19 protein-coding genes are annotated in these 20,620 nt (G+C 67.4%); 12 read left to right on the top strand and 7 right to left on the bottom strand.

What is annotated here, in order from left to right; translation table 11 throughout:
• Positions 1-24 precede the first annotated feature (24 nt).
• Entirely contained in the window at positions 25-1,035 is a 1,011-nt protein-coding gene (gene ltaE, locus HWY37_RS10165) for a low-specificity L-threonine aldolase (protein ID WP_175209306.1), read from the top strand.
• Positions 1,036-1,048: 13 nt separating this feature from the next.
• Here the strand turns inward: ltaE and aptA are convergent, their stop codons facing one another.
• Complete coding sequence (gene aptA / locus HWY37_RS10160; protein WP_175209307.1) at positions 1,049-2,383, bottom strand: omega-aminotransferase AptA; 1,335 nt, start codon at positions 2,381-2,383, stop codon at positions 1,049-1,051.
• A 141-nt stretch (positions 2,384-2,524) separates the two neighbouring features.
• A complete protein-coding gene (locus tag HWY37_RS10155; protein ID WP_175209308.1) occupies positions 2,525-3,406 on the bottom strand; it encodes a GntR family transcriptional regulator in 882 nt (293 codons plus the stop codon).
• Between the two features lie 156 nt (positions 3,407-3,562).
• Here HWY37_RS10155 and HWY37_RS10150 point away from each other — a divergent pair, with 156 nt between their 5' ends.
• From HWY37_RS10150 to HWY37_RS10130, 5 genes are read left to right on the top strand one after another with little or no spacing between them, the layout of a single operon-like run.
• Positions 3,563-4,669 carry a C45 family autoproteolytic acyltransferase/hydrolase gene (locus HWY37_RS10150; protein ID WP_175209309.1) on the top strand — a complete coding sequence of 369 codons (1,107 nt, stop codon included), beginning with the start codon at positions 3,563-3,565 and terminating at the stop codon, positions 4,667-4,669.
• A 50-nt stretch (positions 4,670-4,719) separates the two neighbouring features.
• Positions 4,720-6,291 (top strand): ABC transporter substrate-binding protein, encoded by a 1,572-nt coding sequence (locus tag HWY37_RS10145; protein WP_175209310.1) that lies wholly within the window; start codon positions 4,720-4,722, stop codon positions 6,289-6,291.
• A gap of 6 nt (positions 6,292-6,297) precedes the next feature.
• A complete protein-coding gene (locus HWY37_RS10140) occupies positions 6,298-7,242 on the top strand; it encodes an ABC transporter permease (protein WP_175209311.1) in 945 nt (314 codons plus the stop codon).
• A 7-nt stretch (positions 7,243-7,249) separates the two neighbouring features.
• Complete coding sequence (locus tag HWY37_RS10135) at positions 7,250-8,071, top strand: ABC transporter permease (protein ID WP_054450682.1); 822 nt, start codon at positions 7,250-7,252, stop codon at positions 8,069-8,071.
• A complete protein-coding gene (locus HWY37_RS10130; protein WP_176088565.1) occupies positions 8,068-9,843 on the top strand; it encodes an ABC transporter ATP-binding protein in 1,776 nt (591 codons plus the stop codon). Before HWY37_RS10135 ends, HWY37_RS10130 begins: the two co-directional genes overlap by 4 nt.
• Before the next feature lie 10 nt (positions 9,844-9,853).
• Here the strand turns inward: HWY37_RS10130 and HWY37_RS10125 are convergent, their stop codons facing one another.
• The 4 genes from HWY37_RS10125 to HWY37_RS10110 all read right to left on the bottom strand — a co-directional run bounded on the left by HWY37_RS10125 (position 9,854) and on the right by HWY37_RS10110 (position 13,955).
• Positions 9,854-10,198, bottom strand: a complete 345-nt coding sequence (locus tag HWY37_RS10125) for an antibiotic biosynthesis monooxygenase family protein (RefSeq protein WP_175209313.1) — start codon at positions 10,196-10,198, stop codon at positions 9,854-9,856.
• Positions 10,195-11,298, bottom strand: a complete 1,104-nt coding sequence (locus tag HWY37_RS10120; protein ID WP_176088564.1) for a cytochrome P450 family protein — start codon at positions 11,296-11,298, stop codon at positions 10,195-10,197. The genes HWY37_RS10125 and HWY37_RS10120 overlap by 4 nt, the downstream gene beginning before the upstream one ends.
• Positions 11,299-11,370: 72 nt before the next feature.
• A complete protein-coding gene (locus HWY37_RS10115; protein ID WP_175206299.1) occupies positions 11,371-12,231 on the bottom strand; it encodes an NAD-dependent epimerase/dehydratase family protein in 861 nt (286 codons plus the stop codon).
• Positions 12,232-12,308: 77 nt separating this feature from the next.
• The gene (locus HWY37_RS10110; RefSeq protein WP_175206300.1) at positions 12,309-13,955 is read right to left on the bottom strand and encodes an electron transfer flavoprotein-ubiquinone oxidoreductase; all 1,647 of its coding nucleotides are present in this window, start codon (positions 13,953-13,955) and stop codon (positions 12,309-12,311) included.
• Positions 13,956-14,068: 113 nt separating this feature from the next.
• Between HWY37_RS10110 and HWY37_RS10105 the strand changes: the two genes are divergently transcribed.
• From HWY37_RS10105 to HWY37_RS10095, 3 genes are all read left to right on the top strand, one after another.
• Positions 14,069-14,518, top strand: coding sequence for an acyl-CoA thioesterase (locus HWY37_RS10105; RefSeq protein WP_175206301.1), 450 nt, complete (start codon positions 14,069-14,071; stop codon positions 14,516-14,518).
• Positions 14,519-14,714: 196 nt separating this feature from the next.
• Positions 14,715-15,413 (top strand): CoA transferase subunit A, encoded by a 699-nt coding sequence (locus HWY37_RS10100; protein WP_013392274.1) that lies wholly within the window; start codon positions 14,715-14,717, stop codon positions 15,411-15,413.
• Positions 15,414-15,424: 11 nt separating this feature from the next.
• Positions 15,425-16,078, top strand: a complete 654-nt coding sequence (locus HWY37_RS10095; RefSeq protein ID WP_175206302.1) for a CoA transferase subunit B — start codon at positions 15,425-15,427, stop codon at positions 16,076-16,078.
• Between the two features lie 48 nt (positions 16,079-16,126).
• Here HWY37_RS10095 and HWY37_RS10090 read toward each other — a convergent pair whose 3' ends face one another.
• Positions 16,127-16,585 carry a GNAT family N-acetyltransferase gene (locus HWY37_RS10090; RefSeq protein WP_175206303.1) on the bottom strand — a complete coding sequence of 153 codons (459 nt, stop codon included), beginning with the start codon at positions 16,583-16,585 and terminating at the stop codon, positions 16,127-16,129.
• Positions 16,586-16,800: 215 nt separating this feature from the next.
• On the opposite strand from HWY37_RS10090, the gene HWY37_RS10085 reads away from it, so the two are divergent.
• From HWY37_RS10085 to HWY37_RS10075, 3 genes are read left to right on the top strand one after another with little or no spacing between them, the layout of a single operon-like run.
• Positions 16,801-17,676, top strand: a complete 876-nt coding sequence (locus HWY37_RS10085) for a MurR/RpiR family transcriptional regulator (protein WP_175206304.1) — start codon at positions 16,801-16,803, stop codon at positions 17,674-17,676.
• Complete coding sequence (locus HWY37_RS10080; RefSeq protein ID WP_175206305.1) at positions 17,673-18,653, top strand: isoaspartyl peptidase/L-asparaginase family protein; 981 nt, start codon at positions 17,673-17,675, stop codon at positions 18,651-18,653. The genes HWY37_RS10085 and HWY37_RS10080 overlap by 4 nt, the downstream gene beginning before the upstream one ends.
• Before the next feature lie 44 nt (positions 18,654-18,697).
• The gene (locus HWY37_RS10075; RefSeq protein ID WP_176088563.1) at positions 18,698-20,584 is read left to right on the top strand and encodes a dipeptide ABC transporter ATP-binding protein; all 1,887 of its coding nucleotides are present in this window, start codon (positions 18,698-18,700) and stop codon (positions 20,582-20,584) included.
• The last annotated feature ends 36 nt before the right edge of the window (positions 20,585-20,620 follow it).

The raw sequence follows: 20,620 nt of genomic DNA, 5'->3' as shown, positions 1-20,620 counted from the left end.
TTCGTTTCCATCCTGGGATTTTTCATGATCGATCTGCGTAGCGACACAGTCACCCGGCCGTCGGCGGCCATGCTGCAGGCAATGGTATCCGCGCCCTTGGGCGATGACGTGATGGGCGACGACCCGACCGTGATCCGCCTGCAGGAGGCGGTCGCCGAGCGCACGGGCAAGCAAGCCGGCCTGTTCTTTCCGTCGGGCACGCAAAGCAATCTGGGGGCGCTGATGGCCCATTGCGAGCGCGGCGACGAGTACCTGGTGGGCCAGCTGGCGCACACCTACAAGTACGAAGGCGGCGGGGCGGCGGTGCTGGGCAGCATCCAGCCGCAACCCATCGAGCATGCCGACGATGGTTCCCTGCCGCTGGAAAAGCTGGCCGCGGCGCTCAAGCCCGCAGGCGACGCGCATTTCGCCCGCACCCGCCTGCTGGCGCTGGAAAACACCTTCCACGGCAAGCTGATCCCGGCAGCCTACGTGCAGGCCGCGACCGCGTGGGCGCGCCAGCATGGGCTTGCCACGCATCTGGACGGCGCCCGCGTGTTCAACGCGGCCGTCGCCAGCGGCAAGCCGGTGGCTGAGCTGTGCGAGCCCTTCGATACGGTGTCCATCTGCTTTTCGAAGGGCCTGGGCGCGCCCGTTGGGTCGGTGCTGGTCGGCAGCGCCGAACTCATCGCCCGCGCCCGCCGCTGGCGCAAGATGCTGGGCGGAGGCTTGCGCCAGGCTGGCGTGCTGGCCGCCGCCTGCCTGTACGCGCTGGAGCACAACGTGGAGCGCCTGGCCGAGGACCACGAGAACGCGCGACTGCTGGCGCAGGGGCTGCGCGCCATTGCGGGCGTCAAGGTGCTGAGCCAGGACACCAATATGGTGTTCGCCGAATTCGAGCCCGAGCGCTGCGATGAGCTCACCGCCAAACTGGCCGGCGACGGCATCCAGATGCGGGCCGTCTACGGCGGCCCGACCCGCCTGGTCACGCACCTGGACGTGTCCGCCGCGGACGTGCGGCAGGTGGTCCAGGCGGTGGCGCGGCACCTGGCGTAGGCAGGACTGGCGCTCAGGCGCCCGCGCGCAGCACGTCCGACAGGACGGAGAACAATTCGTCGATCTGCGCGCGCTCGATGATGAGCGGCGGCGACAGCAGCATGGTGTCGCCCGCCGAACGGATCAGGCAGCCGCGCTCCAGGCACGCCTGGTGCACGGCATAGGCCCGCTGGCCCGGCTTGCCTTCCAGCGGCTCCAACTCGATGGCGGCCAGCAGGCCGATGTTGCGGATGTCCACCACGTGCGGCAGCCCCTTCAGGCTGTGCGCGGCGTCCTCCCAATAACGCCAGAGCTCGCGGCTGCGCTGGAACAGGCCTTCGCGGCGGCAGATGTCCAGGGTCGCGAGACCGGCGGCGCAGGCTACCGGATGGCCGGAATAGGTATAGCCGTGGGACAGCTCGATGGCGCTGTCCGGCCCCTGCATGAAGGCGTCGTAGACGTGTTGCTGCACCAGCGTGGCGCCCATCGGGATGGCGCCGTTGGTCAGTCCCTTGGCGCTGGTGATGATGTCCGGCGTCACGCCGAAATGCGCCGACGCGAAGGCGCCGTCGATGCGGCCGAAGGCGCAGATCACTTCGTCGAAGATCAGCAGGATGCTGTGGGCGTCGCAGATCTCGCGCAATTTCTGCAGATAGCCCTTGGGCGGCACCAGCACGCCGGTGGAACCCGCCACCGGCTCGACGATGACGGCGGCGATGGTGGAGGCGTCATGCAGCGCCACGATGCGCTCCAGCGTGTCGGCCAGGTGCGCGCCCCAGTCCGGCTGGCCGCGGGCATAGGCCATCTGGCTGCGGTCATAGGTGTGTGGCAGATGGTCGACGTAGGGCAGCAGATTGCCGAAGGGCTTGCGGTGGCCGGCGATGCCGGAGACCGACAGGCCGCCGAAGCCCACGCCATGGTACGAACGCTCGCGCCCGATCAGGCGCACGCGCTGGCCCTGTCCGCGCGCGCGGTGATAGCCCAGCGCGATCTTCAGCGCGGTATCCACCGCTTCCGAACCCGAGTTCGAGAAAAACACGTTCGAGAATCCCGCGGGCGCCTCCTGGCGCAAGGCCTCGGCCAGCTCGAACGCCAGCGGGTGGCTCATCTGGAACGAAGGCGCGTAGTCCAGCTCGTGGGCGGTTCGGGCGATGGCATCGACGATTTCGGGCCGGCGGTGTCCGGCGTTCACGCACCACAGGCCCGCGATGCCATCCAGCACGCGCCGGCCATCCGGACGGATGTAGTGCATGCCCTCGGCCGCGCTGAACAGCACGGGCGCGCGCTTGTAGCGCCGGTTGGCGGTGAAGGGCATCCAATAGGCTTCGGCGTTGAGGGCGGGGGTGGGGTGAGACGCTGAGGAAGACATGGGAGATCCGGCTTGGAAAGATTCGGGCTTTCTATTTTGTATTAATCAAATGATAAATACAATACAAGACTGGCCGAGGCCGGTCCGCAGGCGTCGCCCCTTGAGGGGGCGCGCGCAGCGGGTAGGGGGGGGGCTCCCCTCTCAGGACACTTGCAACGAGGTTTTCAAATGCCGGCGCATGAGCTGCGAAGCCCATTCCTGGTCGCCGGCTTCGAGCGCGTCGATGATCTGCAGGTGCTCGCTGCTGGAATTGACGAAGCGCGCGTCGCGATGGAACGCGGCGTGTTCTTCCAGCCGGCGCAGCTGGTTCTGCTGTTGCACTGCTTGAAGGATGTAGCGGTTGCCAGAGAAGCGGGCCAGCATCTCGTGGAACGAGGCGTTCAGATTGAAGAATTCCGTGGCCGAGATCTCGGCGTCGCTGCGCGCGGCAAGCGCCTCGTGCGCCGCGCGCATGCGCGCCAGCGCCTGGCGGTCCAGGCGGAACGTGGGCTCCAGCAGGCCGGCGCACTCGACCGTCATGCGGAAGCGGTAGCTCTCGTTGAGCGCGTCGCGGTTCTCCAGCGACGGCACGAACTGCCAGCCATGGCCCTTGCGCTTTTCGATCAGGCCGTCCGCGGAGAGTTGCAGCAGGGTCTTGGCCAGCACGCTGCGCGGCGCCGGATAGCGCTGCTGCAGGTCGCGTTCGGTGAAGGTTTCCGGCAGCGCGCGCGAGGCGCGGTCGTCGATCAGCCTGCGGTACAGCTCGTCCTGCGTGGGGCCGGCGCCTTCGATGGCGGGCGGCGCCGCGGCGGCATGGGCCGCCACGGTGTAGCCGCTGTTGGGGCGGTGCGTGATGAGGCCTTGCGCGGCCAGCAGCCGGAGCGCGCCGCGCACCGGCGTGCGCGAGACCTCGTAGCTTGCCGCCAGCGTTTCTTCCGACAGATGGTCGCCGGGCGCATGGCGCCGGGCCACGATGTCTTCCGCGATATGGCGCGCCAGGTCGACTTGCAGCGGCGTGGGACGGGCGGGGGCGGGGTTGGACATGGGCTTGCGGCTAGGGCGTAGGAGTGGGAATGGTACCGGAGAGCCGCCGGGCGCGGAGGTCGCCATTCGCGCCTGGGGGAAACCCTTGTATTGAACTTTTTCATATATTAGTACAAAATTTGCCGGTCTGATTGAATCATGCCGGAGCCTTGAGCCGTGACTTTGCCTACCCCCTTTCCCCTGGTCGACGTACAGGGCAGCCCCTACGAGCGGGGCCGCCAGCATGGCGCCGCCGTCCCCGAGCGCGTGGCGCGCAGCGTGGCCCTATACCGCGGGCAACTGGAACGCCGCGGCGTGGGCGCCGACCGCCTGAAGCAGCTGGCGGCGGCCATGGTGCCGGTGGTGGGCGACTACGACGCGGCCTATCTGGAAGAGTTGCGCGGCATCGCCGACGGATCGGGCCAGGCGCTGGAAGACGTGGTGGTCATCAACTGCCGCACCGAAATGATGTTCGGCCATGCCGAACTGGGCCGCGCCCGCAAGGGGCTGGACGATGGCTGCACCGGCCTGGTCGTCCTGCCCGAGGCCGCCGCCGGCGGCAAGCTCATGCATGCGCACAACTGGGACTGGCGCGAGGAATGCGTGGACACCGGCATCGTGCTGCGCATGCGCCGCGAAGACGGCCCCGACCTGCTGATGTTCACCGAGGCGGGCAGCCTGGCGCGCCACGGCTTCAACAGCGCCGGCGTTTCGCTGTCCGGCAACTTCCTGTCCTGCGAGCACGATTACCAGCGCCCCGCCGAGGTGCCGCTGGTGCTGGTGCGGCGCAAGATGCTGGAAGCCTCCAACATCTGCAACGCCATGAAGGTGCTGTGGGCCTCGCGGCGCTTCTGCTCCAACAACCTGATGCTGGCGCAGGCGCAGGGCGAGGCGGTCGACCTGGAATGCTCGCCCGACGAAATCTTCTGGATCACCCCGGAGGACGGCTTGCTGGTCCACGCCAACCATTGGATCAGCCAGCCCGCGCGCGCCAAGCTGTTCGACAAGGGCCTGGCGGCCAATCCCGATTCGATCTACCGGCAGCGCCGCGTGCAGGACATGCTGGCACGCGCCGCCGGCGGCATCGACTGGGACGTGGTCAAGCGCATCCTGGCCGATGACTTCGCCGCACCCGACGGCGTGCTGCGTTCGCCCAAGCCGGCCAGCTTCGACAGCATTTCGGCCACGGTGGCCACCACCTTGATGGAGCCTGCAAGCGGCGTGATGTGGATCGCCCGCAAGCCCTACGAAGGACGCAATTTCGCGGAGTACCGGCTGTTCTGAGCCGGCCCCCAGACCCGTACGCGGCGAGCGCCGCACCTGGAGTGATCCCTATGAATTCGCATGGTTCGCGCGTCAAGCACACGCTGTTGTTGTCCGCCGCGCTGGCCGGCGCCATGGCCGCCGTGCCCGCCGCGGCATGGGCGCAGGCCGCCGTACCCGAAATCCGCTACGCCGAAGGTTCGGGCACGCCGACCACGCTGCCGGGCGGACGGTCCCGCAACACCTCCACCGACAACGTGCTCGCGCACGTGGTGGAGTCCCTGGTGGCGCTGCGCGCCGACATGAGCGTGGCCCCGATGCTGGCCGACAGCTGGACGCTGTCCGACGACAAGCGCGCCTACACGTTCAAGCTGCGCCAGGGCATCACTTTCCACGACGGCACGCCCATGACCTCGGCCGACGTCAAGTGGACCTACGACTATCTCAATGGCGCCCAGTCCGAGTATTCCTGCAAGAACCTCTACGACGGCAGCAAGGGCGCCAAGGTCGTGGCGGTCGAGACGCCCGATCCCGCCACGGTGGTGTTCCGGTTGGACCAGCCCTACGCGCTGTTCCTGGACCAGATGGCCAGCGTCCAGTGCCCGATGCCGGTGCTGAGCGCCAAGAGCGTCGATGCCGACGGCAAGTGGACCAAGCCCATAGGCACCGGCCCCTACGTCCTGGCCGAATGGAAGAAGGAACAGTACGTGCTGCTGACGCCCTACGCGGGCTACAAGCCGCGCGAGGAAGCGCCTAGCGGCATGGCCGGCAAGAAGACCGCGCAGGCCAACGTGCGCTTTGTGGTGATTCCGGACGCCGCCGCGCAGAAGGCGGCGCTGATGGCGGGGCAGGTCGACGCCTACAACGCCGACGAGGACAATCTGCCGGTCAAGGACCCGCGCTGGAACATCGTCACCGAACAGGGGCTGGACACCGTCAACCTGCTGATGCAGACGCGCGCGCCCTTGCTGTCGGACGTCAACATGCGCCGCGCCATCGCGCTGGCGCTGGATTTTCCCGGCATCGCCAAGGCCCTGAACAATGGCCAGGCGGACTACAACCCGTCCCTGGTGCCAGCAGCCAGCGTCTACTACTCCGAGGCCGACCGCGCGGGCTACGAGAAGAACCTGAAGGAGGTCAAGCGTCTGCTCGACGCCGCGGGCTATCGCGGCGAACCCCTGAAGCTGCAGGCCAACAAGCGCTATCCCTATCTGTACCGCGTTGCGGTGGTGACGCAGCAGTTGCTGGGCAAGGCCGGCATCAAGGCCGAGCTGGACATGCTGGAATGGGGCACCCAGGTGACCAACTTCCGCGAAGGCAAGTTCCAGCTGATGGCTTTCGCCTACTCGGCGCGCACCGAGCCGGCGCTGATGTTCCGCGACGTGATCGGCGACAAGTCCAAGACGCCGATGGCTCAATGGGAAAGCCCCGAGGCCGCGGCCATTCTTGAAAGCATAGAAGCCGAGTCCGATCCCGCCGCGCGCAAGCAGGCCTTCGACAAGCTGCATGCGCTGATGCTGCGCGACACGCCGCTGCTGATGTACTACAACAAGCCGGGCTATGTGGTCGTCTCCAGCAAGCTGCAAGGCTTCACGGGCTGGCCGCTGCGCAAGCCGCGCTTCTTCAACGTGACCAAGAACTGAGGCGCCGTGCTGGGCTATCTACTCAAGCGCATCGCGGCGTCGGTGCCCACCGTGATCGTGGTCACGGTGCTCGTGTTCGCGCTGATACGCGCGATTCCCGGAGACCCGGCGTCATTGATGCTGGGCGATATCGACAATCCGGCCCTGCTGGCGGAAATGCGCCACGCCCTGGGGCTGGACCGTCCCGTAGGCGAGCAGTTCCTGATCTGGGTCGGCAATGCGTTGCACGGCGACCTCGGCATGTCGATCGCGCGCCGCGAGCCGGTGATGCATCTGGTGCTGACGCACTTCGCGGTGACGGCCCAGGTGGTGCTAACCGCCACGCTGCTGGCCTGCCTGGTGGCGATACCGGCCGGCATGGTTGCCGCCTGGCGCCAGAACCGCCGCGCCGATACCGCCATCGTGTCGACCTCGATCCTGTTCGTATCCATGCCCAGCTTCTGGGTGGGCATCCTGCTGATCTGGCTGTTCGGCGTCAAGCTGAACTGGCTGCCGGTGTATGGCTTCGAATCGATCGCCCAGGGCGGCCTGGGCGCGGCGCGCTACCTGGTGCTGCCGGTCTGCGCCATCGTATTGACGGAGATCGCCGCGATCACGCGCATGATGCGGGCCAGCACCATCGAGACTTTGCGGCTGGAATACGTGGCCCATGCCCGCGCCAAGGGGCTGCCGGAAAAGCGCGTCATGCTGCGCCACGTGCTGCCGAATTCCTTCGGCCCGACCTTGACGGTGATCGGCCTGATGCTGGGCCATCTGCTTTCGGGCGCCGCCGTGATCGAGACCGTGTTCACGTTGCCCGGCATCGGCCGCTTGCTGGTGGAAAGCATCTATGCGCGCGACTACCCGGTGGTGCAGGGCTGCCTGCTGTTCATCGCGCTCTTGTACGTGGCGGTCAATCTGGTGGTGGATCTGCTGTATCCGCTGTTCGACCCGCGCGTGAAGCTTCAATAGGATCATCATGGGCTTTAAACATACCAATGCCGTCCTGGGCGGCGCGCTGGTCGGGGGCGTGGTGCTGCTGGCCCTGGTCGGGCTGGTCTATACGCCGCACGATCCGCTGGAAGGCGATCTGCTGGCGCGCTTTTCGCCGCCGTCGGCCGAGTACTGGCTGGGCACCGATGAGTTCGGCCGCGACGTGTTGTCGCGGCTGATGGCCGGCGCCGGGGTCAGCGTGGCCGTCAGTGTGTTCTCCGTGCTGCTGGCGCTATTGCTGGGCACGACGATAGGCGTCACGGCCGGCTATGCGGGCGGCTGGGTCGACCGCGGTATCACCGTGCTGGTGGAATCGCTGATGGCGTTTCCGGGCCTGCTGCTCGCGCTCGGGATCATGACGGTGCTGGGACCGTCCAAGTGGGGCGTGGTGCTGGCGCTGGGCCTGGCGTATTCGCCGTCCGTCTCGCGCATCGCGCGCGGCGCGGCGCTGTCGCTGCGCCAGCGCGATTTCGTCATCGCCTCGCGCGCCACCGGCCACGGCGGCCTGTGGACCGTGTTCCGCCACGTGCTGCCCAATTGCCTGCCGCCGCTGCTGATCTTCGCGACCTCCATCTTCGGTTCCGCCCTGTTGGCGGAAAGCGCGCTGAGCTTCCTTGGCCTGGGCGTGCCGCCGCCGCTGGCCACCTGGGGCGGCATGCTGTCCGAAAGCCGCAACGCCATGGACCAGGCGATCTGGCTGGCCGTGTTCCCGGGCGCCATGATTTCGCTGAGCCTGCTGGGCATCAACCTGCTGGGCGACGCGGTGCGCGACCTGCTGGATCCGCGCATGCGCGGGGTGATGGCATGAGCGCAGCGCAACCCTTGTTGTCCGTGCGCGACCTGGAGATCCGTTTTCCGGGCAAGCGCGATGCCGCGCCCGTGGTGAACCGGGTGTCGTTCGATCTGCATGCCGGCGAGTCGCTGTCCATCGTCGGGGAATCCGGCAGCGGCAAGACGCTCATCGGCAAGACGCTGCTGGGCCTGCTGCCGGATTCGGCGCGCATCAGCGGCGGACAGGCGCTGTTCGAGGGCCAGGACCTGCTGCGGCAGACGCCGCGCGACTGGCTGGCGAAGCGCGGCACCGGCATCGGCATGGTGTTCCAGGAGCCAATGGTGTCGCTGAATCCTGCGTTCCGTGTCGGCGAGCAATTGATCGAGGCGCTGGTGCTGCGGCGGGGCATGACGCGCCGCGCAGCCTGGGACGAGGCCGTGCGGATGCTGGAACGGGTGCGCGTGCGCGACGCGCGCGACTGCATGAAGCGCTATCCGCACGAGTTCTCGGGTGGCATGCGCCAGCGCATCCTGCTGGCGGGCGTGATGCTGCTCAAGCCGCGCCTGCTGATCGCCGACGAGCCCACCACGGCGCTGGACTGCGTGGTGCAGAAGGAGGTGCTGGACCTGATGTGCGAGCTGACGCGCGAGCAGGACACGGCGCTGATCTTCATCAGCCACAACCTGGCGCTGGTGGCTGCCTACACGCAGCGCGTGCTGGTCATGTGCCGCGGGCGGGCGGTCGAGACCGGGCCGGTGGCGGAGGTGCTGTCGCGGCCGGCGGACCCGTATACGCTCAGCCTGCTGGATGCGCTGCCCAAGCGCGGGCCGGCCCGCGCGGCTGTGGACCGTCCGCCCATCCTGCAGGTCGACGGCCTGGCGATCGACTACTCGGTGCGGGAAGGCTGGTTCAGCAAGCGCGCCGTGCGGGCGGTGCACCAGGCGACGTTCGCGGTGGCTCCCGGTGAAACGCTGGCCATCGTCGGCGAGTCGGGCAGCGGCAAGACCACCGTCATGATGTCCATCCTGGGCCTGGTGCCGCAGGCCCAGGGGCGGATCGAGCTGGACGGCCAAGCCTTGCCCGCGGGCGGCTCGGGCCAGGCCTGGCAGGCGGCCCGCCGGCGCGTGCAGATGGTGTTCCAGGATCCCTATTCCTCGCTGGACCCGCGCATGACCATCGGCGACCTGGTGGGCGAGGGGCTGCGGCTGGAAGCCGGCATGACGCCCGAGATCCGGCGCCAGCGCGTGGCGGAGGCCTTGCGCGACGTGGGCCTGGGCGACGGCTACGCCGAGCGCTATGCGCACGAATTGTCGGGCGGCCAGCGCCAGCGTGTCGCCATCGCGCGGGCGCTGGTGCTGCGGCCCGAGGTCATCATCGCCGACGAGCCGGTATCCGCGCTGGACGTCACGGTGCAGAAACAGGTGCTGGAGACGCTGATGTCGCTGCAGCGGTCCCATGGCTTCGCTTGCCTGCTGATCTCGCACGACCTGGGCGTGGTCGAGCAGATCGCCGACCGCGTGGTGGTGATGCTGCGCGGCCATATCGTCGAAGAAGGCACGCGCGACGAAGTGTTCGACCGGCCCACGCATCCCTACACGCGCCGCCTGTTGCAGGCGGTGCCTGAGCTGCGCGGCAATCCGGCCGAGGGCTTTCGCGTCGAGGTGCGCGATCTGCCGGCAGGGCAGGGGCGCGATGAAGCCGACTACTTCGACCCGTCGGCCGCGCTGGGCGCGCCCGCGATGGCGGCGGTGCTGGAATCCGGCGCCACCCACCGGGTGGCGCTGGCGGCGGCCGCTGCCGGGGCCTGAGGCGAGGGTCTCAGCCGTGCCGGTCGCGGCTGTCGGCCGGCGTCGCGTCGCGCTCATGCATGCCGTAGTCGCGCAGCACCTGCGCCACGCGCAGGCGGTAGTTGGCGAAGACGCCGCCGCGCCCCGCTTCCTGGGCGCGGCGATGCGATTCCAGCGTGCGCCAGCGCTTGACCGCGTCCTCGTCCCGCCAGAACGACAACGACAGCAGCTTGCCCGGCGAGGACAGGCTCTGGAAGCGTTCCACCGAGATGAAGCCGTCCATGGCTTTCAGTTCGTCGATCAGGCTGGCGGCGATATCCAGATAGGGGTCGGGATTGCCGTGGGCGGGCTCGACTTCAAAAATCACTGCGATCATGCTGCTTGCTCCTCGGGAAAATCGAACTGGGGTATGCGTGCGTTGGGCAGGGGCCGGTAACGGAAGCGGGCCGCCAGCGCGGCGGCGGGCAGGCCCGCGCGCAGCAGGCGGACCAGCGCGCCCGCCGCATGCTGACGGGCGGGCAGTCGGCCGGGGCAGGCATGGCCGAACGCGCCGAAAGTCCAATGCGCCTGCGGCTGCAGCGTGGCCGCGGCGGCCAGCACCAGCAGTACGGTCTGGCCCGCCGCGATGTGCTGGCCGCGGACCTCGATGTCGGCGGCGAGGAAGCGGCGGGTGTTGTGCAGCGGCGGATCGCAGCGCTCCACGTCGTCCAGCAGCGCCAGGGCCGCATCGTCCCCGAGGTCGGCGGATACGCCGCGCCGTCCGGCCAGGATGATCGCGTTGCCCAGCAGGCCCGCGCCCGCCTCGCAGGACTGGAACAGCAGGCCGGCCAGGTTCGCCGCCAATAGCGCGGGCGAGATGCCGGCTTTCTCGCTGTCCTCGCGCAATCGGCGCAGGGCCGGCGCGGCGTCCGGGGCTTGCAGATGGGATTCCAGGCGCGATTGCAGGCGTTGCGCCGCGGCGTGTCCGGCGGCGATGCGATCCGCCGCGGCCGTGGCCGGCAGGGCGGACAGGAAGGCCGCGATGTCCGCCGCGCAATCCGCATACGCTTCTTGCGGCAGGCCCAGGAAGGCGGCCTGCGCATGCACCGGCGCCGCGCCCAGGTAGCGGTCGACGGCGGCGGCGTTCAACGCGCCCAGGTCCGGCCAGGAGGGCGGACCCGCCTGGGTGACCTGGTCACGGAGATAGGCGGTCAGCAGCGTCTTCAGCTGCGCATGCGTCGCGCTGTCGTTCATGCGTACGAAGCGGCCGAACAGCTCGCCGGCGGGGCCGGGGCATAGGTGCGTGGGCACCGGTTCCGCCGGAGGCCGCACGCGCGCCGCGGGATGGCGCATTACGGCCGCTATCGCATCCGGATGGCTGGCGACCCACAGGTCCAGCGCCGCGTCGCGGTAGAGCGGCCTGTCGCGCGCCAGCGCGGCGTAGTAGGGGTAGGGGTCGGGATGGGTGACCGCCTGCAAGGGATGTTCGGGAGGCATGGCATGGACCGGTGGTGGTTCTGGCCGCCAGTATCGGCCAGCTTTGCCACCCACGATTCGATGCTTGGCGAACTATGCCTGCGGCGCTTCCTGCTTGCCGGCAGCCGCCAGCAGCGCGGCATAGCCTTGCCGCGAGTCCGGCCATTGCAGGGTAAAGCCGCTGGCGCGCAGGCGGGCGTTGCTGAGCTTCTTGCTGCCGACATTGGGTGGCGCCGCAGCCTCGCGTGGCGCGGGAGCGCCGATCATCCTGGCCAGATCGGCGTAGAGCTCGTGCAGGGGCAGGGGCGTGTCGTCGCAGCCTATGTAGACAGGCTCGGCCTGGGGCAGCAGCGCCAGGTGGACCACGGCCGCCGCCGCGTCATCGATGTGGATGCGGTTGGCCCAATGTTCGGGCGAGGTCGGCGCGCCGGCCGCGCCCTGGCGCAGGCGTTCGATCAGCTGCAGGCGGCCGGGACCGTACAGGCCAGCCAGCCGCAAGGCGGTCGAGTGCAGGCCGCGAGCCGCCAGCGCGGCTTCGGCCTCGAGCAGGATGCGGCCATTGCTGCCCAGCGGCGCGGGCGGCGTGTCTTCGTCGACCCAGCCGCCCTGGTGCTCGCCGTACACCGCGCTGGACGAGACGAACACGATGCGCTTGAGCCGCGAGGCGTCCAGCGCGTCCAGCACGTGCTTCAGGCCGTCCACGAAGACCGCGCGGTACGCGGCGGCTTCGCGCGCGCCGGGCGCGGGCAGGTGGATGAGGCGCGTGACGCCGTGGGGCAGGGCGGGCAGCCCGTCGGCGCTGGAGATGTCGCCCCGCAGCCACTGGATGCCGTCGGCGGCCTCGGCAGGCGGATTGCGCCGCAGCGCAAGGACTTCGTCGCCGCGCGCCAGGAAGCGCCGGGCCACACGCTGGCCCAGGTCGCCGCAGCCGATGAGGAGTACGCGTTCGGTCATGGAGGATGGTCCTGCAGGTCGGAAAAAAAGGCGCCCCGCGGGGCGCCTTTGGTGGCCGGGCGCGGGCGTCCGGTGGATTACATGCCGCTGTAGACGGGGCCTTCGCCGCCTTGCGGGGCCACCCAGACGATGTTCTGGGTCGGGTCCTTGATGTCGCAGGTCTTGCAGTGCACGCAGTTCTGCGCGTTGATCTGCAAGCGGTCCTCGCCGTGGTCGTCCTTCACGAATTCGTACACGCCCGCGGGGCAGTAGCGCGATTCCGGGCCGCCGTACTTTGCCAGGTTGACCTTCACTGGCACCGACGGATCCTTCAGCGTCAGGTGGACCGGCTCGTTCTCGTCATGGTTGGTGTTCGAGATGAACACCGAGCTGAGCTTGTCGAAGGTGAGCTTGCCGTCGGGCTTGGGGTAGTCGATGCGCGCGCATTGCGATGCGGGTTGCAGACAGGCGTGATCGGGCTTGTTGTGGCGCAGGGTCCAGGGCATCTTGCCCTTGAGCAGCAGCTGTTCGACGCCGGTCATCACGGTTGCGATGGTGCGGCCCTTCTTGAACCACTGCTTGAAATTGCGCGCCTTGTTCAGTTCCTCGTGCAGCCAGGAGGACTCGAAGGCCTTGGGGTAGGCGGCCAGCTCGTCCTGGCGGCGGTCGGCGACCAGCGCGTCGAACGCGGCTTCGGCGGCCAGCTTGCCGGACTTGATGGCGGCGTGGCTGCCCTTGATGCGCGAGGCGTTGAGGAAGCCGGCTTCGCAGCCGACCAGCACGCCGCCCGGGAAGGTCAGCTTGGGCAGGGCCAGCAGGCCGCCGGCGGTAATGGCGCGCGCGCCGTAGGCGATGCGCTTGCCGCCTTCAAAGGTGCCGCGGATGGCCGGATGGGTCTTGTAGCGCTGGAATTCGTCGAACGGCGACAGCCAGGGGTTGGCGTAGTCCAGGCCCACGATCATGCCCACCGCCACCAGGTTGTTGTCCAGGTGATAGAGGAACGAGCCGCCGTAGGTGTCGGCGTCCAGCGGCCAGCCGGCGGTGTGGATCACCAGGCCCGGCTTGGACTGGGCCGGATCGACCTCCCACATTTCCTTGATGCCGATGCCGTAGGACTGCGGATTGCGGCCGTCGTCCAGCTTGTAGCGTTCGATCAGCTGGCGGCCCAGCTGGCCGCGCGCGCCTTCGGCGAACACGGTGTAGCGCGCATGCAGTTCCATGCCGGGCTGGTAATGATCGGTATGCGAGCCGTCGCGGGCCACGCCCATGTCGCCCGTGGCCACGCCGCGGACGGCGCCGTTCTCGTCGTACAGCAGTTCCACGGCCGCGAAACCCGGGAAAATGTCCACGCCCAGCGCTTCGGCCTGTTCGCCCATCCACTTCACGACGTCGCCCAGACGGACGATGTAGTTGCCTTCGTTGTGGAAACAGGGCGGCAGCAGCCAGTTGGGCGTGGTGCGTGCGCCGGTCTGGGACAGGAACATGAACTTGTCCTGCGTCACGGGCACGTTCAGCGGCGCGCCTTTTTCCTTCCAGTCGGGGATGAGCTCGGTCAGCGCCAGCGGGTCCATGACGGCGCCGGACAGGATGTGCGCACCCAGTTCCGCGCCCTTCTCAAGTACGCAGACGCCGATTTCCTGATTCTTCTCAGCGGCTAGCTGCTTGAGACGGATTGCAGTGGCCAGGCCGGCGGGTCCACCGCCAACCACGACCACGTCATATTCCATCGACTCGCGTTCAGACATTTGCAAAGCTCCCCGAATGTGTTCCATATTTGGCTGGAAGTATTATCGGCGATTGTATTGCAGGCGGAGGTCCTGTATGCCTTCGTATTTCTTTTAGCCATCAGGAGTAATTGGTGAACCCGGACAAAACATCGGCGCGCATCCTGGCCGTGGGAGACATCCATCAAGTCGAATTGCCGCTGCGTTGGGGCGATTCGGACGCCCTGAACCATCTGAACAACGCGATGTACTTCCGCCTCATGGAAGAGGCCCGGATACAGATACTCTATGGCGCGGGCTTCGCGCTGCCCGCGGACCAGGGGCTCATCCTGGCGCATGCGTCCTGCGATTTCCTGCGGCCCCTGACCTATCCGGCCAATGTGCGCGTGACCCACAAGCTCATGCGCATCGGCCGTTCCAGCGTGGAATTCGAACTGCTGCTTGAAAAGGTCGGCGACGAGGGTGGTCCGTATGCCCGCGCGCGCAACGTGCTAGTCTGGATGGACTACGTGGCCAATGCGTCCGCCCCGTGGCCGCAAGAAGTGATGGCCAAGCTGGGCGCCATGTTCAAGCCCGCGGCCTGACGCGGCGCTGCGGACGGCCCGGCCAAAATAGCGCGTGCTTTGGCCCGGCATGCCGGTAAAATCAAGCGCAAAATTAAAAAAGCAATAAGGGCGCGCCACCCTCGGCGCCAGCCGCCAGCAAGCGCCGCAAGGCGCTGCTGGAACGGCGCCGGCAGCCGCGCCCTCTTCAGTTAGACCTTAACTAGGAGTTGGAGCGATGGACAAGGTTTTTGCAAGCGCACAGGAGGCGCTGGCAGGCATCGTCAAGGACGGCCAGATGATCGCCGTGGGCGGTTTCGGCCTTTGCGGCATTCCCGAAGCCCTGATCGCGGCATTGCGCGATTCGGGCGTCAAGGATCTCACTTGCATCAGCAACAATGCGGGCGTCGACGGCTTCGGCTTGGGCCAGCTGCTCAATACGCGCCAGGTTCGCAAGATGATCGCGTCCTACGTGGGCGAGAACAAGGAATTCGAACGCCAGTTCCTGTCCGGCGAACTCGAGCTCGAGTTCACGCCGCAGGGCACGCTGGCCGAGAAGCTGCGCGCCGGCGGCGCCGGCATCCCGGCGTTCTTCACGCGCACCGGCGTGGGCACCATCGTGGCCGACGGCAAGGAAATCCGCGAATTCGACGGCCAGCAGTACGTGATGGAGCGTTCACTGGTGCCCGACGTGTCGCTGGTCAAGGCGCATATCGCCGACCGCAGCGGCAACCTGGTGTTCCGCAAGACCGCCCGCAACTTCAATCCGAACGTCGCCATGGCGGGCAAGTTCACGGTGGTCGAAGTCGAGGAAATCGTTGATACTGGCAGCCTGGATCCCGATCAGATCCATCTGCCCGGCATCTATGTGCAACGGATCGTGCTGAACGCCACGCCCGAAAAGCGCATCGAACAACGCACCACTCGCCCGGCCTAAGGAGAACAGACATGGCATGGTCCCGCGATGAAATGGCGGCGCGCGCCGCGCGCGAGCTGCAAGACGGTTTTTACGTGAACCTGGGCATCGGCTTGCCGACCCTGGTGGCCAACCACGTGCCCAAGGGCATGGAAGTGTGGCTGCAATCCGAGAACGGCCTGCTGGGCATCGGCCCGTTCCCCACCGACGATGAAGTCGACGCCGACCTCATCAACGCCGGCAAGCAGACAGTCACGACGCTGCCCGGTTCCTCCATCTTCTCGTCGGCGGATTCGTTCGCGATGATCCGCGGCGGCAAGATCAACCTCGCCATTCTCGGCGCCATGCAGGTGTCCGAAAAGGGCGACCTGGCCAACTGGATGATCCCGGGCAAGATGGTCAAGGGCATGGGCGGCGCGATGGACCTGGTGGCGGGTGTGGGCCGCGTCGTGGTCCTGATGGAACACGTGGCCAAGAAGAAGGACGGCACCGAGGACATCAAGCTGCTGGCCGAGTGCAATCTGCCGCTGACCGGCGTGGGCGTGGTCGACCTGATCATCACCGACCTGGGCGTGATGGAAGTCACCGAAAGCGGCCTCAAGCTGCTGGAAACGGCGCCGGGCGTGACGGTGGACGAGATCAAGTCCAAGACCCAGGCCAAGCTGGACGTGTCGGCGGTCAAGTAATCCGCGCGGCTCCGTCCAAGAAAAACGCCCCTTGAAAGGGGCGTTTTTTTATGCGGTCTCGTTGAGCCGCATCCCCACATGCGGGATGCCGTCCTCGATGTATTCCTCGGTGACCTGCACGAAGCCGTGCCCGCCGTAGTAATTGCGCAGGCGGGCCTGGGCGCCCAGGTACATGGCGCGTCCGGGCCAGCGCAGGCGCACTTCCTGCATCGCGTGGCGGATCAGTTCGTGGCCCAGGCCCTGGCCGCGCGTCCAGGGCGCGGTGATGACGCGTCCGATCTCTATCTGGCCGTCCTTCAGCGACGGATCCAGGATGCGGCAGTAGGCCGCCAGCTTGCCGTCCTGCCAGGCCATCAGGTGGGACGTCTGTCCGACCAGGTCCTTGCCGTCCATGTCCTGGAAGATGCAATTCTGTTCAATAACAAAGACTTCCGTGCGCAACCGCAGGATCGCGTAGATCTCGGTCACGGTCAGTTCCTGGTGCGGCTTGCAGATCCAATCGGGCATGGCGTCAATCCGGTATAGCGGGAAGAGGGCGCCCCTCGCCGGTCTGGCGTAAGGGCGGTCTTAGCGTAACTCAAACCGACCCCGTTTATTTGTTGCATTGTTACATGTAATCACGGGTATACCCTTAGTATGAAAATCTATTTTCTTATCTAAAATTTGTTTGTAAACAGATTTACATAAACCCTCGCTATACCTCCGCGCTCCCTCCCCATTCGATGAACAAGGCCGCACTTACGATCGCTGATCGGATCGCCCGGGCTCAGCCCGCGCTGAGCCGGACCCAGCACAAGATGGCCGAGTACGTGCTGGCGCACCAATTCCGCGTCGCCACCATGACCATCGACGAGTTCGCGGCGGCGGTGGGGGTGTCGGTGGCCACGGCCAACCGCTTTGCGCGGGCCCTGGACCTGCCGGGCTATCCGCAATTCCGCGCCGAACTGGCGCGCGGCTTCGAGGCCGCGCTGGAGCCCGTGGAAAAGCTGCGCACCGAACTGGCGCACTCGGCCAGCGCGGTGCAGATCTTCGCCGCCACGTTGGAAGAAGACATCCGCAACGCGCAGCGCAACCTGCAGTCGCTGGACGCCGCCGCTTGCGAGCAGGCGGTGGACGCCATCCTGGCCGCCGAGCGCGTCTTCATCATCGGTTTCGGCGCCAGCGGTTTCCTCGCCGGCCTGCTGCAGCGCGGCCTGTGCATGCACCTGCATTCCGTCGAGTCGCTGGCCGGTCCCGGCGGCGTCTCGCACGCCGCGCGCCAGATGGCGCGCATGACGGCCAAGGACCTGGTGATCGCCATCGGCTTTCCGCGCTACCTGGCCGACACTGTGACGCTGGCCGGCGCGGCCAAGCAGGCCGGCGTGCCCGTCCTGGTGCTGACCGACAAGCCCACGTCGCCGCTTGCGCCCACGGCTTCCGTGATGCTGTACGCGTTTTCCGCGCGCCAGCTGATTCCCAATTCCGAAACCGCCGCCCTGGGGCTGATCGAAGCCCTGTCGGCCGCGGTGGCCTATCGGGCCAAGAATTCCGTCGCGGCCGCCGCTGGGGTGACCCAGTCCGTCATGCCGTGGCTCATCCATGGAGTAGGTAAACGATGATTCAACCCGTGATCGCGATTCACGGCGGCGCCGGCGCTATGTCCCGCGCGGCCATGTCGCCCGAGAAAGAGCAGGAGTACCTGAGCGCGCTGGAGTCCATCCTGACCGCCGGCCAGGCCGTGCTGGCCAAGGGCGGCAGCGCCCTGGACGCCGTGACGGAAGCCGTCCGCCTGCTGGAAGACTGTCCGCTGTTCAACGCCGGCCACGGCGCCGTGTTCACCAGCGCCGCCACCCATGAGCTGGACGCCGCCATCATGGACGGCGCCACGCTGCGCTCGGGCGCGATTGCCGGCGTGCACCGCGTGCGCAACCCGATCTTCGCCGCGCGCAAGGTCATGGAAAACAGCAAGCACGTGTTCTTCGTGGGCGAGGGCGCCGAAGCCTTTGCCAAGGAAGAGGGCGTCGAACTGGTCGATTCTTCCTACTTCTCCACCGAAGCCCGCCGCGAGCAGCTGCTGCGCGTGCAGCGCGAAACGCCGGAAGCGGCGGTGCTGGACCACGACGGCCAGGCCATGGTCGCGCGCGGCCAGCCGGCGCCGGCCGATCCGCTGGATTCGGACAAGAAGTTCGGCACGGTGGGCGCGGTGGCGGTGGATGCCCAGGGCAACCTGGCGGCGGCCACCTCGACCGGCGGCATCACCAACAAGCAGGTCGGCCGCGTGGGCGACGCGCCGCTGATCGGCGCCGGCACCTATGCCAGCAACAAGACCTGCGCGGTGTCCACCACGGGCACCGGCGAGATGTTCATCCGCATGGTCGCCGCCTACGACGTGGCCGCGCAGATGGAATATTGCGGCGCGTCGCTGGAAGCGGCGGCCGACCGCGTCGTGCATGAAAAGCTGCCCACTATCGATGGCAAGGGCGGCCTGGTGGCCGTCGACGCCCAGGGCAATGTGGCCTTGCCGTTCAACACGGAAGGCATGTATCGGGGTTACGCCCGCGTCGGCGAGAAGCCTGTCACCGCTATCTACCGATAAGCGGCGGCGGGTTCGTTTTTTCAGTATTTGGGGAATCAAAAGAGATGGTTGATCGCGCAAACAGCCTGGCGCTGCCGGAAAACCGCGTGGTCCAGGTCGACGACCTGACGGTGCGCTTCGTGGGATCGGAGCGCACGGTCGAAGCCGTGCGCAATCTGTCGTTCCATGTGGACCGGGGCGAGACCCTGGCCATCGTGGGCGAATCGGGTTCGGGCAAATCGGTGACGTCCCTGGCGCTCATGCGTCTGGTGGAACATGGCGGCGGGCGCATCGCCCAGGGCAGCATGGCCCTGCGGCGCCGCAACGGCTCCGTGATCGACCTGGTCGGATCCAGCCAGCGCGTCATGCGCAATGTGCGCGGCGCGGACATGGCCATGATCTTCCAGGAGCCGATGACCTCCTTGAACCCGGTCTTCACCGCCGGCGACCAGATCGCCGAATCGATCCGCCAGCACCAGGGCAAGGACGCCGCGGCCGCTCGCGCCGAGGCGCTGCGCATGCTGGAGCAGGTGCGCATTCCGGAAGCCAAGTCGGTGCTGGACCGCTACCCGCACCAGCTGTCCGGCGGCATGCGCCAGCGCGTGATGATCGCGATGGCGCTGGCCTGCAAGCCGGCGCTGCTGATCGCCGACGAACCCACCACCGCGCTGGACGTCACGATCCAGGCGCAGATCCTGCAACTGATCCGTCAGCTGCAGGAAGAAATGCACATGGGCGTGGTGTTCATCACCCACGACATGGGCGTGGTCGCCGAAGTGGCGGACCGCGTGCTGGTCATGTACCGCGGCGACAAGGTCGAGGAAGGCCCGTCGCAGCAGGTGTTCGCCGCGCCCCAGCACCGCTACACCAAGGCGCTGCTGTCGGCGGTGCCGAAGCTGGGCGCCATGCAGGGCACCGACCTGCCCGCGCGCTTCCCGCTGCTGCAGGCCGAAGGCCAGGCCCAGCCCGAACCTCAAGCCGTACAGGCCAGCGCGCAGCCCGCGCCGGACGCCAAGCGCGAACCCATCCTGAGCGTGCGCAAGCTGGTCACCCGCTTCGACCTGCGCGGCGGCATCATGAGCCGTGTGCAGCGCCGCGTGCACGCGGTGGAGCAGGTCAGCTTCGACCTGTACCCCGGCGAAACGCTGTCGCTGGTGGGCGAATCCGGTTGCGGCAAGTCCACCACCGGCCGTTCGCTGCTGCGCCTGGTCGACAGCCAGGGCGGCGAGATCCGCTTCGGCGGGCGCGACATCGTGCGCCTGAAGAACAATGAGCTGCAATCCCTGCGCCGCGACATCCAGTTCGTGTTCCAGGATCCGTTCGCCTCGCTCGACCCGCGCGTGACCGTCGGCTTCTCCATCATGGAGCCGCTGCTGGTGCACGGCGTGGCCAAGGGCCGCGACGCCGAACGCCGCGTGGCCGAGTTGCTGGAACGCGTGGGCCTGCCTGCGGAAATGGCCCAGCGCTATCCGCACGAGTTCTCGGGCGGCCAGCGCCAGCGCATCTGCATCGCGCGCGCCCTGGCCCTGAACCCCAAGGTCGTGATCGCCGACGAATCCGTGTCGGCGCTGGACGTGTCGATCCAGGCTCAGATCGTGAACCTGCTGATCGACCTGCAGCGCGACATGGGCATTTCCTTCCTGTTCATTTCGCATGACATGGCCGTGGTCGAGCGCGTCAGCCACCGCGTGGCCGTGATGTACCTGGGCCAGATCGTCGAGATCGGCCCGCGCCGCGCCATTTTCGAGAATCCGCAGCACCCTTACACCAAGAAGCTGATGTCGGCCGTGCCGATCGCCGATCCGGCGCGCCGCCACATGAAGCGCACGCTGTTGTCCGACGAAATCCCCAGCCCCATCCGCAAGCTCGGCGACGAGCCCGTGGTGCAACCGCTGGTGCAGGTCGGAACGGATCACTTCGTCGCCCGGCATCCGGTCGGCGGAGCGTATTGAGTCAGTTGTCGTACTTGTTTTTCTTCCACCAAACCC

The organism is Achromobacter anxifer (assembly GCF_903652925.1).
Lineage (GTDB): Bacteria > Pseudomonadota > Gammaproteobacteria > Burkholderiales > Burkholderiaceae_B > Achromobacter > Achromobacter anxifer.
The sequence above is the reverse complement of the archived record's forward strand: the minus strand, read 5'-3'. Positions and strand labels throughout refer to the sequence as shown.

Bases quoted from the DNA above. Each gene is read 5' to 3' on its own strand.
- ltaE (WP_175209306.1), top strand. From the start codon at position 25: ATGATCGATCTGCGTAGCGACACAGTCACCCGGCCGTCGGCGGCCATG.
- aptA (WP_175209307.1), bottom strand. From the start codon at position 2,383: ATGTCTTCCTCAGCGTCTCACCCCACCCCCGCCCTCAACGCCGAAGCC.
- HWY37_RS10155 (WP_175209308.1), bottom strand. From the start codon at position 3,406: ATGTCCAACCCCGCCCCCGCCCGTCCCACGCCGCTGCAAGTCGACCTG.
- HWY37_RS10145 (WP_175209310.1), top strand. From the start codon at position 4,720: ATGAATTCGCATGGTTCGCGCGTCAAGCACACGCTGTTGTTGTCCGCC.
- HWY37_RS10135 (WP_054450682.1), top strand. From the start codon at position 7,250: ATGGGCTTTAAACATACCAATGCCGTCCTGGGCGGCGCGCTGGTCGGG.
- HWY37_RS10130 (WP_176088565.1), top strand. From the start codon at position 8,068: ATGAGCGCAGCGCAACCCTTGTTGTCCGTGCGCGACCTGGAGATCCGT.
- HWY37_RS10125 (WP_175209313.1), bottom strand. From the start codon at position 10,198: ATGATCGCAGTGATTTTTGAAGTCGAGCCCGCCCACGGCAATCCCGAC.
- HWY37_RS10120 (WP_176088564.1), bottom strand. From the start codon at position 11,298: ATGCCTCCCGAACATCCCTTGCAGGCGGTCACCCATCCCGACCCCTAC.
- HWY37_RS10115 (WP_175206299.1), bottom strand. From the start codon at position 12,231: ATGACCGAACGCGTACTCCTCATCGGCTGCGGCGACCTGGGCCAGCGT.
- HWY37_RS10110 (WP_175206300.1), bottom strand. From the start codon at position 13,955: ATGTCTGAACGCGAGTCGATGGAATATGACGTGGTCGTGGTTGGCGGT.
- HWY37_RS10100 (WP_013392274.1), top strand. From the start codon at position 14,715: ATGGACAAGGTTTTTGCAAGCGCACAGGAGGCGCTGGCAGGCATCGTC.
- HWY37_RS10095 (WP_175206302.1), top strand. From the start codon at position 15,425: ATGGCATGGTCCCGCGATGAAATGGCGGCGCGCGCCGCGCGCGAGCTG.
- HWY37_RS10090 (WP_175206303.1), bottom strand. From the start codon at position 16,585: ATGCCCGATTGGATCTGCAAGCCGCACCAGGAACTGACCGTGACCGAG.
- HWY37_RS10085 (WP_175206304.1), top strand. From the start codon at position 16,801: ATGAACAAGGCCGCACTTACGATCGCTGATCGGATCGCCCGGGCTCAG.
- HWY37_RS10080 (WP_175206305.1), top strand. From the start codon at position 17,673: ATGATTCAACCCGTGATCGCGATTCACGGCGGCGCCGGCGCTATGTCC.
- HWY37_RS10075 (WP_176088563.1), top strand. From the start codon at position 18,698: ATGGTTGATCGCGCAAACAGCCTGGCGCTGCCGGAAAACCGCGTGGTC.